We start from the raw sequence: 18,011 nt of genomic DNA, 5'->3' as shown, positions 1-18,011 counted from the left end.
CCACAAAAATGCGAAAAAAGTTAGGATTTCCCTAACTTTTTTAAATTTCTTGATAAGATTGTAAGTCTTTTAATGCACGCTCGGCGATTTTCTCATAGCGCTCTTTTTTATCGCGAATGCGCGGCCCGTCAAGCTCCTTGATAATACCAAAATTGACATTCATCGGCTGGAAATGTTTGCTATCTGCGTGAGTGACATAGTGAGGTAGACTACCGATAGCGGTCGTTTGCGGGAAAATAGCTGGCGCTTGCCCCTTGAAAAGTCGGGCAGCATTGACACCAGCAACCAACCCAGAAGCGGCAGATTCCACATAGCCCTCTACTCCTGTCATCTGTCCTGCAAAGAAAAGATTAGGCTGCTTTTTCGAGCGGAAAGTCTGCTCCAGCAGATTGGGCGAGTCCATATAAGAATTGCGGTGCATGACACCGTAGCGGACAAATTCAGCATGTTCAAGCCCCGGAATCATCTGGAAGACCCGCTTTTGCTCGCCCCATTTGAGGTGCGTTTGAAAACCAACGATATTATAGAGCGAGCCTGCCGCATTATCCTGCCGCAGCTGAACGACAGCATAAGGCGTCTTAAAATCTCCGTCGCGCGGGCCTTGATAGTCGTCAGGATACTCCAAACCAACTGGCTTCATAGGACCATACAGCATGGTCTTGACCCCACGCTTAGCCATGACTTCGATCGGCATACAACCTTCAAAATATTTCTCTTTTTCAAAGGAATTAAGTGGTGCTTCTTCTGCATGGATGAGCGCCTCATGGAAATCCATAAATTCCTGCTTGCTCATAGGCGCGTTAAGATAAGCGGCTTCTCCCTTGTCATAACGCGATTTGAGGTAGACCTTGCTTTTGTCAATGGTATTGACATCAATGATAGGCGCTGCCGCATCGTAAAAGTAAAATCCGTCGCCACCGTTCAACTGGTGAATTTTTTCTGCCAAACTATCACTGGTCAAAGGACCCGTAGCGATGACGGTAATCGTATCCGTCGGAAGCTCGGTTATTTCCTCACGAATGACCTCAATCAGAGGATGATTGCTGACTTGGTCAGTCACAGTTTTGGCAAAAGTCTCGCGGTCGACCGCAAGCGCTCCTCCTGCTGGAACGCGCGTGCTTTCTGCTGCTATCATGATGACCGAATCCAGCCGCCGCATTTCCTCTTTCAAGAGACCGACCGCATTGGTCAGTGAGTCTCCCCGTAAAGAATTAGAGCAAACTAGTTCTGCAAAGTCGCTTGTTTTATGTTGAGGTGTAGATTTGACACCTCGCATTTCATAAAGTTTGACAGGAATGCCACGCTTGGCGATTTGATAAGCCGCTTCGCTTCCCGCAAGCCCCGCTCCGATAACGTTAATATAAGATTGAGACAAAACCAATACCTCTTGCCAACGACCGACTGCTGGCTCAAATCTTTCTATTTATTTTTAAACTTTTGTTATTATAGCAAAAATATGACTAGAATACGAGCGATATGGTGAAAAACAAGAGCGTTTTTACATAATATAAATTACGTAAATAAAATTCTATTTCCTCTTCTGCTTTGAGAGAAAATGAGAATTGTGCTACAATATAAGAAAACGATTGCGGAGGTTCTATCATGAAGTTTTATACCATTGATAAGCAAGCAGATTTTGCTGAAACACCTGTTCAAGAGACTGGACGAATCATCCATCACTTGCACTTAGCTGCCGGCAAGGAAGTTCCCGAACATAGTGCCGATGCACTGGTTACAGTTATTTGCCTTCAAGGAAAGGTAGATTTTAACTGTCAGGGAGAAACCGTTCAGCTCGTTCCAGGAAGTTTTCTAACCATGGAACCCAATGAACTTCATAGCTTAGTCGGTCTTGAAGACAGCCATCTTTATGTGATCAAACAACTGCTTTATTAGATAGTAAAAGCGCCGTTAATTCGGCGTTTTTGTTTGCAATAAGTCTTCCAAATAGGCAATCTTGGCAAAATCTTTGTTGTTTTTCCTATCATTGCGATAGGAGTCCTGAGAAGATGCCCGATAAATTTTCAAAAATTGCGAAGCAGTAGGCAAAAGATAGTTTGCTCCCTCTGCTTGCTTTCTCTGCAAATCCTTGGGCGAAACGCCTGCAAAGCTCTCCAAACTGTCAATTCCACCAAATTGAACATCAAAGTTTCCTTTTTGAAAAGCATGCTCGTGCAAGTCATAGAGCTCATAGCCCAATTTTTGCATAAGAGCTTCTATCTTGTCAAACTGAACAATCCGCTGGTCGTCAGGCGCCTCCCAGCCTCTGGGGTCACTCGGCACATGAATGTCAATGTCGCACACTTGCCAGTCCTTCTGCGTTACTTGCTCCAAGCCGAGCGAGCCCATAAGCAAGGGCGTGATGCCAATTTTATTTAGTTCTCTAGTGATTGTTAGAAATTCTGTCATTTTTTCCATAAAAGCCTCTTTAGCAAAATAGTTTACATAACTAAAATTATGCAAACTATTCTTTTTATTTCACTTTTTCTTCTTCGTAGTCACCGTTGCTACATACGACTTGTTTGCCGCCGCCACGCACCTTTTTCTCAACCAAATAATGGTCGCATTTAGGACAATTCCGCCCGACTGGCTTGTCCCAAGAGGTGAAGTCACAGTCTGGATAGCGGTTGCAGCCATAAAAGAGACGATTGCGTTTGGTCTTGCGTTCGATAACTTGCCCTTCTTTACACTGCGGACAAGTCACGCCGATTTCCTTGACAATTGCCTGCGTATGGCGACAGTCTGGGAAATTGCTACAAGCGTAGAATTTGCCGTAGCGACCCAGCTTGATAACCATAGGACTGCCACAGACCTCGCAATCAAAACCAGCAGGCTCATCTTTAATCTGGATTTTCTCCATTTCTTCTTCGGCTTTATGAACCTCTTTTTCAAAAGGTTTGTAAAACTCATCGATGACCTTCTGCCACTGCTCTTTCCCAATTTCGACATCGTCTAGCTTGGTCTCCATGCCAGCGGTGAACTTAACATCGACAATATCTGGGAAAAATTCGACAATCAGTGAATTGACAATTTCTCCTAGCTCTGTTGGCTCGAAACGCTTAGAAGCCAGCTTGACATAGTAGCGCTTCTGAATGGTTTCAATAGTTGGAGCGTAGGTTGACGGACGACCGACCCCATTTTCCTCCAAAGTCTTGATAAGAGTTGCTTCTGAGTAGCGAGCTGGTGGCTGGGTAAAATGCTGTTCAGGATTGGTATTGACGCGCTTGACTTGGTCGCCTTTCTCCATATCTGGCAGCATTTTATTCTTATCAGAGTCATTGTAAATCGCTAAATACCCGTCAAATTTAACCTGACTGCCATTGGCTGCGAACTGTACACCGTTTTGCGCCAATTTTACACTCATAGTATCAAAGATTGCAGCCGTCATCTGACTTGCCACAAACCGATTCCAAATCAAGGTATAGAGCTTCAGCTGATCTTTATCCAAATATTTAGCAATATTTTCTGGCGTATTGTAGACGCTAGACGGACGAATGGCTTCATGGGCATCCTGCGCTCCAGAAGCATTTCTGACCTTGCTTCCATGTTTAGAATACTTTTGCCCGAAACGCCCCGTAATAAAGCCAGCAGCCTCATTTGCCGCCACAGGGCTAATACGGGTCGAATCCGTACGCATATAGGTAATCAACCCCTGCACGCCTGAGCCGATATTGATTCCCTCATAGAGCTGTTGAGCCACCATCATGGTCTTACGCGTACGGAAATTGATTTTGTTCGCCGCATCTTGCTGCATGGAGCTGGTCGTGTAAGGCAGGGGCGCATTGCGCTTGCGCTCTTTCTTATCGACCTGCTCAACCACAAAATCATCGCTGGTCAAATGAGACAAGACTTCCTTGACTTGGTCATTATTGGACAGCTTCATCTTCTTGCCGTTCATGCCGTAAAAGCTGGCTTGAAATTGCTTGCTGCCCTTTTTGAAAGTCCCGTCAATGGTCCAGTATTCTTCTGGCTTAAAAGCATTGATTTCATTTTCGCGGTCAATAATCAACTTGAGCGCAACAGACTGCACGCGTCCTGCGGACAAGCCTTTTTTCACCTTTTTCCAAAGAATAGGCGAAATCGAGTAACCCACAATACGGTCTAAAACACGCCGTGCTTGCTGGGCGTCAACCAAGTCCATGTCAATTTGCCGCGGTTCTTTGAAGGCGTTTTTGACAGCATCTTTGGTGATTTCGTTGAAGACCACGCGGTTTTTATCCTGCGCGTCCAGCTTCAAAATATGCGCCAAGTGCCAAGAAATCGCTTCTCCTTCGCGGTCCGGGTCGCTCGCCAGATAAACTTGCTTGGCTTTTTTAGCTTCTTTTTTCAATTCGTTGATGAGCGGACCTTTTCCACGTATATTGATGTATTCTGGCTCGTAATTATTGTCAAAATCAATAGACATGGTCGATTTTTTCAAATCGCGGATATGCCCAACACTAGCCAAAACCTTATAGTTTCTTCCTAAATATTTTTCAATCGTTTTCGCCTTTGCTGGCGATTCCACAATCACAAGATTTTTCTTGTTTGCAGTTTTTTTCTTTGTTTTTGTTACCAATGTATACACCTCAAAAAGTAATAAACCTCATAGAGTTTAAACTATTTTTTGATTGATGTCAACTAGTAGCTTCTCTTATAGGAAAACTTGTTTTAAAATTGGAGCTCTGAAAGCACATCAGAGCCCGACATGATGCACTTTGCGCCTTCTTGAATTAAATAATGGCAACCGTCGCTCTTTCCGTCCAAAATTGAGCCCGGAATTGCAAAGACATCCCGCCCTTCTTCCATAGCTCGCTCACAAGTGATGAGGCTGCCTGAGCGCATTTTTGCCTCTGCAACCACCACGGCGCGGGATAAGCCAGCAATAATTCGATTTCGTTCAGGAAAATGAAACTTAAGCGGCGCTTCACCAGCAGCGTATTCGCTCAGCACCAGATGATTTTTAGATAGATATTGCTGCAACTTACTATTTTCTCGCGGATAATAAATATCTAATCCCGTGCCAATGACCGCAATACTTTTCCCGCCAGCCTGCAAGGCAGCCATGTGCGCCGTCGTATCAATGCCGCGCGCCAAACCGCTAACGATAACCAATTCATTCTGTAATTCCTTGATGATTTTCTGAACGGCTAAACTACCATTTTTGCTGCTGGCACGACTTCCCACCACCGCTAATTTTGGCAATTTTAACAAATCCAAATTTCCTTGATAAAACAAGAGCACAGGTGGATTATAAATTTCCTTCAAATCCAAAGGATAGACCTCATCCAAAATCGAAAACGAAGGGAATTTTTCAAATTCTTCTCGTAGCTTGTCCGTGTCTAATTGATTGTAATTTTCCATAAAAATGGCAGGCTTGACCGTTTCCGAAACGACTGCTATATCGCGAAGAGACAGCTTTTTCCCCTTTCTTTTTTCATATTCCAAAGCATTTAAAACCTGCTGGTTAGACAGCCCTGCTTTCTTTAATTTATAAATCTCAAAGTTTTCCATTAACTTTTCCTTTCCTCAATCTTTTATTTCTTTATTCGTAAAAAGAAATAAAAAAGAGAGCAGGTGCTCTCTTCTCATGTTTTATTACATAATTTGCTCAAAGTGCAAATGAACAGCAATGTGGTCGCCGTAACCGCTGCGCTCCAAATCGCGTTGCAGGCGGTAAGAAATATAGTGCTCAGCAATGGTAATGTAGCCAGCACCCAGCAAGCGATTTTCAACCATAGACTGAATCATGCTAATAGTCGCCCGCTCAACCTTGGCTTCTTCCAAGTCCAGTACAACTTTTTTGGTTACCAACGCCAAGTTTTGTCGCAAATCATCGGTCAAAACATAGACTGTCTGCGCAGCCTTCAAAATCGCTTGATAAATCTTCTCTGGGTCAAAATCTGTAATTTGACCGTCACGTTTAATAACTTGCATAAGCACCTCTTTTTATAAATTTTTATCCACTAAATCGTTCTGACATAATGCAAATCGCGAGCTTGATTGGCTCTAAAACATGAATATCGTCTCTTATGTAGAACTCACTCTCTCATTATACCTTTTTTTCAAAAATTTTTCAAAGTATTGTAAAAAGATTGCCGCAGCAACCTTTTTAACCTTCCACAATCTTGATAATCTCTGCTGCTTCTTCGTCGGTACAAGCGACCAGCGGCAAGCGGAGCGGTCCGACTTCAAAGCCTTGATGATTGAGAACAGCTTTGAGCGGAGCGGGGCTTGCAAGAGAAAAGAGGGCATCCACCTTTGGCAAGAATTGGCGCTGAATACGCGCTGCTTCCTTGATATTGCCCACATCAAGCGCTGCAAACATAGCAAACATCTCGTCTCCATTTGTGTGGGAAGCCACGCTAATCACACCGTGTGCGCCCAGCACCTTAGCATGGAAAGCCAAACCGTCTTCCCCTGTATAAATAAGGAAATCCTCTGGCGCATGCTCGACCAGATATGCCAAATTATCAACACCTGTACAATCCTTGATTGCAATAATATTTGGTAACTGAGCGAGACGCAAAGAGGTCTCCACATCTAGTCCTGCTACTGTCCGACCAGGAACATTGTAGACCATGATAGGCAAATCTGAGGCTTCCGCAATCGCCTTGTAATGCTGGTACATACCTTCTTGACTGGGTTTGTTATAGTAAGGCGTTACCGCCAAACCAGCCACAAATCCACCGAATTTATCCACTTCCTTGGCAAATTGAACAGAGTCGCGCGTGTCATTGGTTCCAATCCCTGCAATCAAAGGAACACGGCCTTGGACAATATCTTGCACCGCGCGGAAAAGTTCCAATTCTTCCTCGTGGGTCAGAGTCGGACTTTCTCCAGTCGTCCCAGCCAAGATGAGACCTTCTGTATGGTGAGCTAGCAAGTGCTCAATCAACTTAGGAAGCGCAGCAAAATTGATGCTGTCGTCTTCGTTAAAAGGCGTTACTAGAGCTGTAATAATTTTCGCATTTTTCAAATCTTCGATAGACATAGACCCTCCTAAGTAATAGATATTGGTGAATGGTAAATGATCTTATTTTAAATCAAAAACGACTTCCGCTGTTGGACGAACCAAACCGCGCTCGTGCAGGCTTTCTGCAATTTGCACAGAATTCCAAGCGGCACCCTTCAAGAGATTGTCAGAAACGACCCACATGTGAATGCCTTTTTCAGCATCCAAGTCGTGACGTATACGACCGACGAAAGTATCGCGGCTACCGACAGCATTGACCGCTTGAGGATAGATTTGATGAGCGACATCGTCTTCCAAAACAGCACCCGGAAAGGCTGCAATCGCAGCTTTCACTTCCTCAATCGGCGCAACTTCCTTGGTCTCAATGTAAACCGACTCAGAGTGAGCTGACAAGACAGGGATGCGAACGCAAGTCGCTGAAACAGCAATACTGTCGTCTTCCATGATTTTCTTGGTTTCATTGGTCATTTTCATTTCTTCGTAAGTGTAGTCGTTATCTGTGAAAACGTCGATTTGGGCAAGAGCATTAAAAGCGATTGGATAATGCTTTTTGTCGCCACCTGAAGGCAAAATTTCCGCCTTGACATCGCGCGGGTTGATACCGTCGTTCAAGACTTGACGCAATTCGCGTTCTGTCTCAAGAATAGCTCCCATACCAGCACCGGACACGGCTTGATAGGTTGAAACGATAATGCGTTCCAAGCCCCATTTTTGACGAACAGGCTCTAAAGCGACCATCATTTGAATGGTGGAGCAGTTTGGACAAGAAATAATTCCCTTGTGAGCGTCAAGCGCATGAGCGTTGACTTCGGGCACCACTAAGGGCACATATGGATTTTGACGGAAATAAGAAGTGTTGTCCACCACTACGGCACCTGCCTTGACCGCATATGGAGCGTACTTGGCAGAAGTTGATCCGCCTGCTGAAAAGAGAGCGATATCCACTCCAGCAAAGGCATCCTCAGTTGTTTCTTCAATGGTAATATATTGATTTTTAAAAGGTAAAATTTTCCCCGCAGAGCGAGCAGACGCTAAATAGCGCACATTGTCAATCGGAAGACTAGACTCTTCCAACATTTTAATCATTTGAGCACCGACAGCGCCAGTGGCACCGACAACTGCAACTGTGTATCCCATAAATCTACCTCATAGAATTTTCTAAAAATTTATACAATATTGTACCATTTTTTCAGCAGAATGAAAAGCCGTTTATAAAAAAATCCCCCACCAAAGGTGAGGGAAAGGGCACTTTCGTGTGATAAGCAGGTTCACACAACTTATCAAGGTCCGCTCCTGCGTTATGACCTCCCATGCTAGATAGTGGCTTGCGCCACCTATCGACTCATCGCACTATGTGATTATACTAGATGAGGCAAAGCATGTCAAGAGGAATGACTAAGTTTCATCAAGGATGTAAGAAAAAATTTCCTTATCTTCCCATGTCTCTCCTTCTTTTAAGAAGGACTTGCGAATTCCTTCATTGGTGAAAGCAGATTTGTTTAAAAGATTTTTAGAAGCTACATTTTGAGGATTGACATGGGCTTCTAGGCGATGAAAACCAAGTTGTCGGCTCAATCGTTTTAATTCCTCTAAGGCAGCGCTCGCATAGCCCTGTCTCCAATATTGGTTGTGGATGCTATAGCCAATCTCTGCCCAATCAAGTGGAGAGCGAGCAAGAGTGACTAGATTAAACATTCCGACATGCTTGCCGCTATTCTCATCATAAACAGCCCAGATATACTGCTGATCTTGCTCACGAAACTTCTCATGCTTGGCAACCAAGTCAGCAAACCATTCCTTGCTACATATGGACATATCTAAAAGACCGTCGTCAAAGCTAGATTGAGAAGGCCTACGATTGGAAAAACCTTCATACCATGCTGAGTAATCAGATTCTTCCAAGTATTTTAACCTTACTTTTTTCATAAATATTTACTCCCCTCTCTTATACTCAGTGTTGCCATTTCATCGCGGTTCTTATCTATAAATTCTGCCACCCATTGAGGGTTGGTCTTGGAATAATCGCGCAGGCTCCAGCCAATTGCTTTGTTAATGAAAAATTCCGTCTGTCCTAGATTGTTAAGCAAAATTTGCTCCAAAAGCGCCGTATCTGTCTCTTCCTTTCTCAGCAGCTGGTGGTCAATCGCCAAGCGCCGCAGCCAGAAGTCAGAGTCCACGCTCCAAGCCAAAATAGTTGCCTTGCACTCGGGAAAGCGGAAAACAAGGTCACCGACAAGCCTATCTAAATTATCAATCGTGTCCCACCAGGACTTGCTCTGAGCTAGATTTTTCAGCTTAGGAAGATCGGCTGGCGTCAGCAGATTTTTCTTACTCTGCAAATAATCCAGCGCCACGTATTGGAGCTCGCGATAAGAATTGTCCCAAGCCTGCTTTATAAAAACCCAGTCAATTTCTGTTTTAGCAATTTTTTTAAAGCATTTTTTCGCCACTTGTCGTCGAACAGGCGTTCGCACGCCCAAGTAATCAAATTGATTTTTCATGTAAGAGCGCATCTTGACGGCGTCTGCTTCGTCAGCTACTGCTGCTAATTCTTTCAAAATTTCATCAATCATCATATTCGACTCCTTTAAAGTCAAGTTCTGCTATTGTTTTTATCTTAGAAACGGGTCCTTCCAAAGTCTTTTGCAACCAAACGATGTCATGCCATTTTTCAAATTTATAGCCAATTTTGGGAAAATGCGCTACTTGCTGATAACCTCTTTTTTTGTGAAGTGCTAAACTTGCCTCATTTGGCAAAGCAATACAAGCCAAAAAATGGATAAAACCTTGCTCTTCTAATAGTCCTTCTAAAGTATCATAAAGTTTGCTGCCAAGGCCTCTTCCTCTAGCATCCTCCCTCAGATAAACAGATAATTCTGCTGCCCAATCATAGGCTGTGCGCCCATAATAGCTAGAAGCATAAGCATACCCCAAAATATTTCCGTCTTCTTCTGCTACCAAGTAAGGATATTCTTTCAGTGTCTGCTCTATTCTTTGCTCAAATTCTGCAAGACTTGGCAGGTCGTATTCAAAAGTAATAGCTGTCTTTGTAACATAAGGCTGGTAAATTCCTTGTAAGCTTGCAGCATCTTCTTTTTTTGCCATTCTAATTTTCATTTCATTCCTCACTTTAGCATTCTCTCTTTTATTTTAACAAAACAAAAATGAAAAGGCTCGTACGAACCTTTTCATTTTTAGAATAAACCGATAGCTGTGCCGTCTGCTGCCACATCCATATTGAGAGCTGCTGGGCGTTTTGGAAGTCCCGGCATGGTCATGACATCCCCTGTCAGAGCAACGATAAAGCCTGCTCCTAGCTTTGGAACCAACTCACGAATGGTGATGTCAAAATTTTCTGGAGCGCCCAGTGCCGCTGGGTTATCGGAAAAGCTGTACTGGGTTTTTGCCATACAAATTGGTAGCTTATCCCAGCCATTTTTGACAATTTCACGGATTTGCGTTTGCGCCTTTTTCTCAAAAGTCACAGAAGCCCCGCGATAGATTTCTTTGACGATTGTCTCGATTTTTTCTTCAATGCTGCGCTCGTCATCATACAAGCGTTTGTAGTTAGCAGGTTTTTGGTCAATTGTGCGAGCGACGGTTTCGGCTAGCGCCAGCCCGCCTTCTGCTCCGTCTGCCCAGACACTGGCCAATTCAACAGGCACATCAATCTGTGCACAGAGCTCACGAAGAGTAACGATTTCAGCCTCAGTATCAGAGACAAATTCGTTGATTGCTACAACGACCGGAATGCCAAATTTGCGGATATTTTCCACATGGCGTTTGAGATTGGCAAATCCAGCTTTCACCGCTTGGACATTTTCTTTTGTCAGAGCGTCCTTTGCCACGCCGCCGTTCATTTTCAGCGCACGCAAGGTCGCTACAATCACCACAGCGTCGGGATTGGTTGGTAAATTGGGCGTTTTGATGTCAAGGAATTTTTCAGCGCCGAGATCGGCACCAAAACCAGCCTCTGTCACCGTATAATCGGCTAAGCGAAGCGCAGTTGATGTCGCCAAGACAGAATTGCACCCATGAGCAATATTGGCAAAAGGCCCACCGTGAACAAAGGCCGGCGTACCGTAGATCGTCTGCACCAGATTTGGCTTGATAGCGTCCTTCAAGACCAGCGCAAGAGCGCCCTCAACCTCTAGGTCGCGCACGTAAACAGGCGTGCGGTCAAAGCGGTAACCAATCACGATATTGGCTAAACGCTTTTTTAAATCTTCAATGTCTGTCGCCAGGCACAAGATAGCCATAATTTCGCTGGCAACCGTGATATCAAAGCCGTCCTCACGCGGAATGCCGTTGACCGGGCTACCAAGACCGATAGTCACATGGCGCAGGGCGCGGTCATTTAAGTCCACCACCCGCTTCCAGACGATGCGGCGTTGGTCAATTCCTAGCTCATTTCCTTGCTGCAAGTGATTGTCAATCAGAGCTGCCAGTGCATTATTCGCCGTTGTAATAGCGTGCATGTCGCCTGTAAAATGCAGATTGATGTCCTCCATAGGCAGAACCTGTGCGTAACCGCCACCAGCGGCGCCACCCTTGATCCCCATGACAGGTCCCAGCGACGGTTCGCGAATGGCAATCATGGTTTTCTTGCCGATTTTATTGAGGGCATCCGCCAAGCCGATTGTAATGGTCGATTTTCCCTCACCAGCAGGCGTCGGATTGATAGCCGTCACCAAAATCAGCTTACCGATAGGGTTATCCTCCAGCTGACGAATTTTGTCAAAACTAAGTTTAGCCTTATATTTTCCATATAATTCCAGGTCGTCATAATCAATTCCTAGCTTTTCAACCACATCTACAATCGGCTGCAATTCAACACTTTGAGCAATTTCAATATCCGTTTTCATTCCAAACTCCTTACTATTTTATAAAACTAGTATAACAAAAATCAGCAAATTCTGCACGATAAACACTTTATATTATTTTAATGTTCGGTTTTTATTCTGATTTGATTATCTTTTATCATCCCCATTAATAATAACTCTTCATATCCCAGTAGTTAATATGGGATTATGCTTTTTCCTCTGACCTCTTACTCATTATACCATGTTATCTTATTTTTAACTTCTTTTTTCCGACCTAATATTTTACGAAATCGGCTTTTTTGTGTACAATACAAATATGAAAATCTTAATCACTTCTGGCGGAACCAGTGAAAAAATCGACCGTGTGCGCTCGATTACCAATCATTCGACGGGGCAGCTGGGAAAAATCATTGCTGAAACATGTTTAAAAAAGGGCGACCAAGTGACCTTGGTTACGACCAGAAAAGCTGTCAAGCCTGTTGAGCAAGAAAATCTGGACATTATCCTCATCGAAAATGTGGCTGACCTGCTTGAGACGATTGAACCGCTGGTGCAAACGCACGATGTTTTTATCCATTCTATGGCGGTGTCTGATTATACACCGATTTATATGGCTGGATTTGAGCAGGTGGCAAAGTCAAGCAATCTTCAAGAATTTTTAGATAAGAAAAATCAAGAAAGCAAGATTTCTTCCCAAGATGATGTACAGGTGCTTTTTCTCAAGAAAACGCCGAAAATCATCAGCCATGTCAAAAAATGGAATCCCAACATCATGCTCATCGGCTTCAAACTCTTGGTTGATGTTTCTAAGGAAGAACTCATCAGCGTCGCTCGTAAGAGCCTAGTCAATAATCAAGCGCAAATCATTGTCGCTAACGACCTAGCTGACATCTCGGAGCACGAGCACCTGGCTTATCTGGTTGAAAAAGACAGCAAAACGATTGCCAGAAGCAAGGAAGAAATCGCTCAACTTCTATTTGAAAAAATCCATGCGAGGAACAATGTATGAAACATATCACTTTAGCCGTCACAGGCAGCATATCCGCTTATAAGGCGGCAGATTTGACCAATCGCTTGACCAAGGAGGGATTTCAGGTGACCGTTCTTATGACCAAGGCAGCTATGGACTTTATCACGCCTCTGACCTTGCAAGTCTTGTCCAAGAACTTGGTTCACTATGATGTCATGGCAGAGCCAGACCCTAGCAAGGTCAACCATATCGAAATCGCAAAGACAACCGACCTTTTTCTCGTCGCGCCAGCCACTGCTAATACGATTGCCAAACTCGCCAATGGTTTAGCCGACAACATGGTGACCAGCACAGCTTTGGCACTGGAAAAAAACGTCAAAAAGCTCATCGCTCCGGCCATGAATACAAAGATGTATGAGAACGTCATCACCCAAGCCAATCTGGAATTCCTGCAAAAGCTAGGCTATGAAGTCCTTGAGCCGCGCGAGTCGGTTCTTGCTTGCGGCGACAAGGGAACTGGGGCTCTGGCCGACATTGATGACATTATCAAAAAAGTAAAGGAAATCGCAGCTCATGAAGAATAAACAATCAAACATCGCTCCTATTGCTATCTTTTTTGCCATTATGATTGTCTTGCACTTGTTGACATCAATCATTTTTAATCTATTACCTATGCCTATTAAACCGACCATTGTGCATGTGCCAGTTATTATCGCCAGTATTATCTACGGTCCTCGCATCGGCGCGTGGTTGGGCTTTCTGATGGGAATTATCAGTGTTGTTAACAGCACAGTTGTCCTTTTACCTACCAGCTATCTCTTCAGTCCTTTTGTGCCTAATGGGAATATCTATTCTTTGATTATCGCCATCGTACCGCGGATTTTAATCGGTATTACGCCCTATTTTGTCTACAAATTTATGAAAAATCGGACAGGCTTAATTTTAGCAGGCGCAGTTGGTTCTGCTACCAATACTATTTTTGTGTTGGGCGGTATCTTTATCTTGTTTTCAGGGATTTACCAAGGCAATATCCAAGCACTTCTGGCAGTGGTTCTATCGGCCAATTCTATTGCTGAATTGCTGATTTCAGCGCTACTGACTATGAGTATTGTCCCTGCCCTTGAAAAAATAAGAAAATAATCACGTGAAAGCATGATTTTTTTATGAAAACGTGTTATAATGTAAGCGATTAAATGAAAGTTTTCTCATTTTTTGTTGCAACAACCAGAAACAATTATTTGTTTCCCCTACCATAATAGAAAAGGAGTATCACATGACTTATCAAGAAAATTTTCAAAAATGGCTTGACTTTGCAGGGTTACCTGACTATCTTCGCGAAGAATTATTGGCCATGGATGAAAAAACAAAAGAAGATGCCTTTTATACCAATCTTGAATTTGGTACAGCTGGAATGCGTGGCTTGATTGGTGCAGGTACGAACCGCATCAATATCTATGTTGTCCGTCAAGCAACCGAAGGTTTGGCGCGTTTGATTGATGAAAAAGGTGAGGCCTATAAAAAACGCGGTGTAGCCATTGCCTACGACTCCCGCCACTTCTCACCAGAATTTGCTTTCGAGTCTGCTGCAGTTCTTGCAAAACACGGTATCAAATCCTACGTTTTTGAAAGCCTGCGCCCAACACCAGAATTGTCTTTCGCAGTTCGTCATTTAGGAACTTTTGCTGGTATCATGGTTACTGCTAGCCACAACCCTGCACCGTTCAACGGCTACAAGGTTTATGGTGAAGATGGTGGACAAATGCCACCACATGATGCCGATGCACTCACTACTTATATTCGTGCGATTGAAAATCCGTTCGCTATTGAAGTAGCTGATGTCGAAGCTGAAAAAGCTTCTGGACTCATTCAGATTATTGGTGAAGATGTTGACGTTGAATATCTAAAAGAAGTCAAAGATGTTAACATTAACCAAAAACTAATTGATGAATATGGCAAGGACATGAAAATCGTCTACACTCCTCTGCATGGTACAGGGGAAATGTTGGCACGTCGTGCTTTGGCTCAAGCTGGTTTTGCATCCGTTGAGGTTGTAGAAAGTCAAGCTGTGCCAGATCCAGATTTCTCAACTGTAAAATCACCCAATCCTGAAAATCAAGAAGCATTTTCTCTGGCTGAAGAACTGGGACGCCAAGTGGATGCTGATGTGCTGGTTGCGACCGACCCAGATGCTGACCGCCTCGGTGTGGAAATCCGCCAAGCAAACGGCTCTTACAAAAATCTTTCTGGTAACCAAATTGGTGCGATTATCGCTAAATACATCCTTGAAGCGCACAAGACGGCAGGCACTCTTCCTGAAAATGCTGCGCTGGCTAAGTCAATCGTATCAACCGACCTCGTTGCCAAGATTGCCCAAAGCTACGGTGCGACCATGTTTAATGTTTTGACTGGTTTCAAATTTATCGCTGAAAAAATTCAAGAATTTGAAGAAAAGCACAACCACACCTATCTCTTCGGTTTTGAAGAAAGTTTTGGTTATCTGATTAAACCATTCGTTCGCGACAAAGACGCTATCCAAGCCGTTCTTATCGTGGCTGAAATCGCTGCCTACTACCGCTCACGTGGCTTGACCTTGGCTGACGGCATTGACGAAATCTACAAGGAATATGGCTACTATGCTGAAAAGACGATTTCTGTCACTCTTTCTGGTGTCGACGGAGCTGAGCAAATCAAGAGCATCATGAGCAAATTCCGCGACAATGCTCCAAAAGAATTTAACGCGACTGCTATTTCCCTGACAGAAGACTTCAAAGCGCAAACCGCAACCAGTGCTGACGGAAACGTGGCTACGCTCACAACTCCTCCAAGTGACGTGCTCAAATACACGCTTGCTGACGGTTCATGGATTGCTGTGCGCCCTTCAGGAACTGAGCCTAAGATTAAATTCTACATTGCTGTTGTCGGCAGCTCTACTGCTGACGCCGAGCAAAAAATCGCTAATATCGAGGCTCAAATCAAGGACTTTATCAAATAATAACAAAAGAGATTGGGCTTCCCAATCTCTTTTATTTTGTTTGATTTTCCCAATCAATAGCACCTAGCTTATAGGCTTCTTCGTGGAGAAGCTCTACTAGCGGAAAGGTCGAAAGCGACCGATAGTAACTATCTATCCCTTGATCCAAGGCTTGCGCAATTTTTTCTTCGCCCTCGCGAACATGCTCCTTGTCGTCAAAGACGATTGCTCCCAAGTGAGCAAAATGCGGCTGAGAAGTTTCTCCTTCTAAAGCTAGGAGCACATCTGCCAAACTGATTTCTTCAATCGAGCGCTTGAGGCGATAGCCGCCTTGCTTGCTTGCGCTGGCATCAATCAGCCCCGCTTTAGACAATTTCATCAGAATTTTTTTCAAATAAGAATCCGATACCTGCAAAATCTGACTTAAAACCTGACTTTTGACAGGCTTATGCTCTTTTTGCAAAGCCAACATAATCAAAACAAAAATTGCTTGCTCTGTACTTTTATTGATTTTCAAAAGAAGCCTCCAAAGATTTTTTCGCTGCTTTGATAATGGTTCCATAAAGGGTAGCAGCCATTTTTCCACCAAGATTGGTCAAGAAAGCTGGCTTGACCGCTATATTAATCACCCAAGTGACGCGCGTGTGCCCTTGGTCTAAAGGCTCAAAGGCAATCTCCGTAAAATTCTGCTGGACTTGCGGAAAAGAACGATTGACCTTGTAGCGAATGAATTTTTGCGGTGCCACAGCGGTGATTTCTTCTTGGTACCAACCTGCTATCATGATAATATCGCGAACAGAACCCGCCTCCCAACGCTCCTTACTTTTCCAGCGTGACTGAAAGACGATTGGCGAAGCCGTGAAATTTTCCGAATGGTAAAACCAATCAAAAACTTGTTTTAGAGGTGCCGCAATATCTTGGCTAATACGAACACGCTTAGTCATTAGCCTAGCAACCCGTCAACCATTTCTGTTGAGACTTGCTCCACAGTAACTGGTTTGAAGTTTTTAGAAAAGATAGCAAGGAATTTGAAGAGCGGAACCATTTTACTAATGGCGTCGCTCCGGCCGTTTCCATAAACGACAGTCGGTGCTATGACAGTTGTCGGAATGCCACTGTCTTTGAGCATTTTCGCCAAACGAGCCTTGCCTTCAACGAATGGTTTTGGTCCTAAAGTACCGCCGATAAAGCCCATCCCTTTTACGTTTTTGGCTTTGGCTACTTGCAGCATCACTTGAGCTGGCTGGTCGTTGACCTGCTTGAAAACTTCTGGATCTTTTTCCGGACGTCCAACAAAGTCGACTATGTAGTCCACTTTTTCTGGAATAGCCTTCAATACTGCATCAAAATCCGTCACATCAACAGCAATGTCGGTAATTCGCTCATTTTGCAGTGAATTTTTGCCCGAACGTGACAATACATAGAAAGTAGCCGTCTTATCTTTTTGAAGCCATTTTTCCGTTACGTTGCGTCCGATATAGCCGTTTCTGCCAAGCATTACAATAGTTGTCATTTTTTCTACCTCATTTTCTAGGATTTATTTTTATCTTAGGATTATTTTATATCTTTAGTTCTATTTTGTCAAGACTTTTAACTCGAAAATTTCAAATAATGGAAATTTTCCTTTTTTTATGTCATACTAGATTTATCAAAAGAAATGAGGTTAGTTTATGGAACAATTTGCTCAAAACATCAAAGATTTGGAAGTGACAACGGTTGACCGTGCGCGCCAGGCAATCGCTGACAAGGAAAATGCGACCTTCTTCATCGGTCGTAAGACCTGTCCTTACTGCCGTAAATTCGCTGGAACTTTGGCGGGTGTTGTCGCTGAAACCAAAGCGCACATCTACTTTATCAATAGCGAGGAAGCAAGCGAACTAGACAAGCTGCAAGCCTTCCGCTCAGAATACGGTATCCCAACCGTTCCAGGATTTTTGCATACGGAAAACGGTCAAGTGGACGTTCGCTGCGATTCTTCTATGACCGCTGACGAAATCAAGGCTTTCGCCAAATTATAAAATAAAAGGAGCCTGGGACAATAGTCCCTTATCTCCAAAAAAAGCAACGGCAAATCCGTTGCTTTTTTGCATGGTTGCGATAGTCTTGGTAAAATAGAATTGCACAATAAACCATTTAGAAAGGCTATCCCATGCATATTCACTATAACACAAATCAAACAACTTTACCACTAGAAATCAGTTCTTTCTTGCCACAAGACCATCTCGTCTTTACGATTGAAAAAGTGGTGAATACTTTGGAGGATTGTCACTTCCACGCCTTCTATCATGCCTTTGG

The 18,011-nt window shown here is 43.8% G+C and carries 20 protein-coding genes; 6 read left to right on the top strand and 14 right to left on the bottom strand.

Going from position 1 to position 18,011, the window contains the following annotated elements; all coding sequences use genetic code 11:
• Positions 1–40: 40 nt before the first annotated feature.
• Positions 41–1,375 (bottom strand): methylenetetrahydrofolate--tRNA-(uracil(54)-C(5))-methyltransferase (FADH(2)-oxidizing) TrmFO, encoded by a 1,335-nt coding sequence (gene trmFO / locus A3I3_RS0102960; protein ID WP_018371250.1) that lies wholly within the window; start codon positions 1,373–1,375, stop codon positions 41–43.
• Positions 1,376–1,602: 227 nt separating this feature from the next.
• On the opposite strand from trmFO, the gene A3I3_RS0102955 reads away from it, so the two are divergent.
• Complete coding sequence (locus A3I3_RS0102955) at positions 1,603–1,893, top strand: AraC family ligand binding domain-containing protein (protein WP_018371249.1); 291 nt, start codon at positions 1,603–1,605, stop codon at positions 1,891–1,893.
• A 15-nt stretch (positions 1,894–1,908) separates the two neighbouring features.
• On the opposite strand, the gene A3I3_RS0102950 is transcribed toward A3I3_RS0102955, so the two are convergent.
• The 10 genes from A3I3_RS0102950 to A3I3_RS0102905 form a co-directional block, all read right to left on the bottom strand.
• Complete coding sequence (locus tag A3I3_RS0102950; protein ID WP_018371248.1) at positions 1,909–2,415, bottom strand: hypothetical protein; 507 nt, start codon at positions 2,413–2,415, stop codon at positions 1,909–1,911.
• A 55-nt stretch (positions 2,416–2,470) separates the two neighbouring features.
• Positions 2,471–4,564, bottom strand: a complete 2,094-nt coding sequence (gene topA, locus A3I3_RS0102945) for a type I DNA topoisomerase (RefSeq protein ID WP_115275940.1) — start codon at positions 4,562–4,564, stop codon at positions 2,471–2,473.
• Positions 4,565–4,647: 83 nt separating this feature from the next.
• Complete coding sequence (gene dprA / locus A3I3_RS0102940) at positions 4,648–5,490, bottom strand: DNA-processing protein DprA (protein ID WP_018371246.1); 843 nt, start codon at positions 5,488–5,490, stop codon at positions 4,648–4,650.
• An 84-nt stretch (positions 5,491–5,574) separates the two neighbouring features.
• Positions 5,575–5,913 carry an ATP cone domain-containing protein gene (locus A3I3_RS0102935; protein ID WP_018371245.1) on the bottom strand — a complete coding sequence of 113 codons (339 nt, stop codon included), beginning with the start codon at positions 5,911–5,913 and terminating at the stop codon, positions 5,575–5,577.
• 175 nt (positions 5,914–6,088) lie between these two features.
• Positions 6,089–6,970 carry a 4-hydroxy-tetrahydrodipicolinate synthase gene (dapA, locus tag A3I3_RS0102930; RefSeq protein WP_018371244.1) on the bottom strand — a complete coding sequence of 294 codons (882 nt, stop codon included), beginning with the start codon at positions 6,968–6,970 and terminating at the stop codon, positions 6,089–6,091.
• A gap of 42 nt (positions 6,971–7,012) precedes the next feature.
• Positions 7,013–8,089, bottom strand: coding sequence for an aspartate-semialdehyde dehydrogenase (locus A3I3_RS0102925; RefSeq protein WP_018371243.1), 1,077 nt, complete (start codon positions 8,087–8,089; stop codon positions 7,013–7,015).
• A 258-nt stretch (positions 8,090–8,347) separates the two neighbouring features.
• Positions 8,348–8,878: a GNAT family N-acetyltransferase gene (locus tag A3I3_RS0102920; RefSeq protein WP_018371242.1), complete on the bottom strand. Its 531-nt coding sequence runs from the start codon at positions 8,876–8,878 to the stop codon at positions 8,348–8,350.
• The gene (locus tag A3I3_RS0102915) at positions 8,875–9,528 is read right to left on the bottom strand and encodes a DNA alkylation repair protein (RefSeq protein ID WP_018371241.1); all 654 of its coding nucleotides are present in this window, start codon (positions 9,526–9,528) and stop codon (positions 8,875–8,877) included. Before A3I3_RS0102915 ends, A3I3_RS0102920 begins: the two co-directional genes overlap by 4 nt.
• Positions 9,518–10,069 (bottom strand): GNAT family N-acetyltransferase, encoded by a 552-nt coding sequence (locus A3I3_RS0102910; RefSeq protein ID WP_018371240.1) that lies wholly within the window; start codon positions 10,067–10,069, stop codon positions 9,518–9,520. Before A3I3_RS0102910 ends, A3I3_RS0102915 begins: the two co-directional genes overlap by 11 nt.
• A 77-nt stretch (positions 10,070–10,146) precedes the next feature.
• Positions 10,147–11,817: a formate--tetrahydrofolate ligase gene (locus A3I3_RS0102905; protein WP_018371239.1), complete on the bottom strand. Its 1,671-nt coding sequence runs from the start codon at positions 11,815–11,817 to the stop codon at positions 10,147–10,149.
• A 274-nt stretch (positions 11,818–12,091) separates the two neighbouring features.
• On the opposite strand from A3I3_RS0102905, the gene A3I3_RS0102900 reads away from it, so the two are divergent.
• The 4 genes from A3I3_RS0102900 to A3I3_RS0102885 all read left to right on the top strand — a co-directional run bounded on the left by A3I3_RS0102900 (position 12,092) and on the right by A3I3_RS0102885 (position 15,737).
• Positions 12,092–12,784, top strand: a complete 693-nt coding sequence (locus A3I3_RS0102900; protein ID WP_018371238.1) for a phosphopantothenate--cysteine ligase — start codon at positions 12,092–12,094, stop codon at positions 12,782–12,784.
• Positions 12,781–13,329, top strand: coding sequence for a phosphopantothenoylcysteine decarboxylase (gene coaC / locus A3I3_RS0102895; RefSeq protein ID WP_018371237.1), 549 nt, complete (start codon positions 12,781–12,783; stop codon positions 13,327–13,329). The genes A3I3_RS0102900 and coaC overlap by 4 nt, the downstream gene beginning before the upstream one ends.
• Positions 13,319–13,885: an ECF transporter S component gene (locus tag A3I3_RS0102890; protein ID WP_018371236.1), complete on the top strand. Its 567-nt coding sequence runs from the start codon at positions 13,319–13,321 to the stop codon at positions 13,883–13,885. The genes coaC and A3I3_RS0102890 overlap by 11 nt, the downstream gene beginning before the upstream one ends.
• A gap of 133 nt (positions 13,886–14,018) precedes the next feature.
• Positions 14,019–15,737, top strand: a complete 1,719-nt coding sequence (locus tag A3I3_RS0102885) for a phospho-sugar mutase (protein ID WP_018371235.1) — start codon at positions 14,019–14,021, stop codon at positions 15,735–15,737.
• Positions 15,738–15,768: 31 nt separating this feature from the next.
• Here the strand turns inward: A3I3_RS0102885 and A3I3_RS0102880 are convergent, their stop codons facing one another.
• From A3I3_RS0102880 to A3I3_RS0102870, 3 genes are read right to left on the bottom strand one after another with little or no spacing between them, the layout of a single operon-like run.
• Positions 15,769–16,233 carry an RrF2 family transcriptional regulator gene (locus A3I3_RS0102880; RefSeq protein ID WP_018371234.1) on the bottom strand — a complete coding sequence of 155 codons (465 nt, stop codon included), beginning with the start codon at positions 16,231–16,233 and terminating at the stop codon, positions 15,769–15,771.
• On the bottom strand, positions 16,220–16,660 hold the full coding sequence (locus tag A3I3_RS0102875; RefSeq protein ID WP_018371233.1) for an SRPBCC family protein: 441 nt from the start codon (positions 16,658–16,660) through the stop codon (positions 16,220–16,222). Before A3I3_RS0102875 ends, A3I3_RS0102880 begins: the two co-directional genes overlap by 14 nt.
• Complete coding sequence (locus A3I3_RS0102870; protein ID WP_018371232.1) at positions 16,660–17,229, bottom strand: NAD-dependent epimerase/dehydratase family protein; 570 nt, start codon at positions 17,227–17,229, stop codon at positions 16,660–16,662. Before A3I3_RS0102870 ends, A3I3_RS0102875 begins: the two co-directional genes overlap by 1 nt.
• A gap of 157 nt (positions 17,230–17,386) precedes the next feature.
• Between A3I3_RS0102870 and A3I3_RS0102865 the strand changes: the two genes are divergently transcribed.
• A complete protein-coding gene (locus A3I3_RS0102865; protein ID WP_018371231.1) occupies positions 17,387–17,734 on the top strand; it encodes a DUF6568 family protein in 348 nt (115 codons plus the stop codon).
• Positions 17,735–18,011 lie beyond the last annotated feature (277 nt).

Origin of the sequence: Streptococcus massiliensis DSM 18628 (assembly GCF_000380065.1) — a bacterium.
GTDB classification, from domain to species: domain Bacteria; phylum Bacillota; class Bacilli; order Lactobacillales; family Streptococcaceae; genus Streptococcus; species Streptococcus massiliensis.
This window is presented reverse-complemented; position numbering and strand designations above follow the sequence as displayed.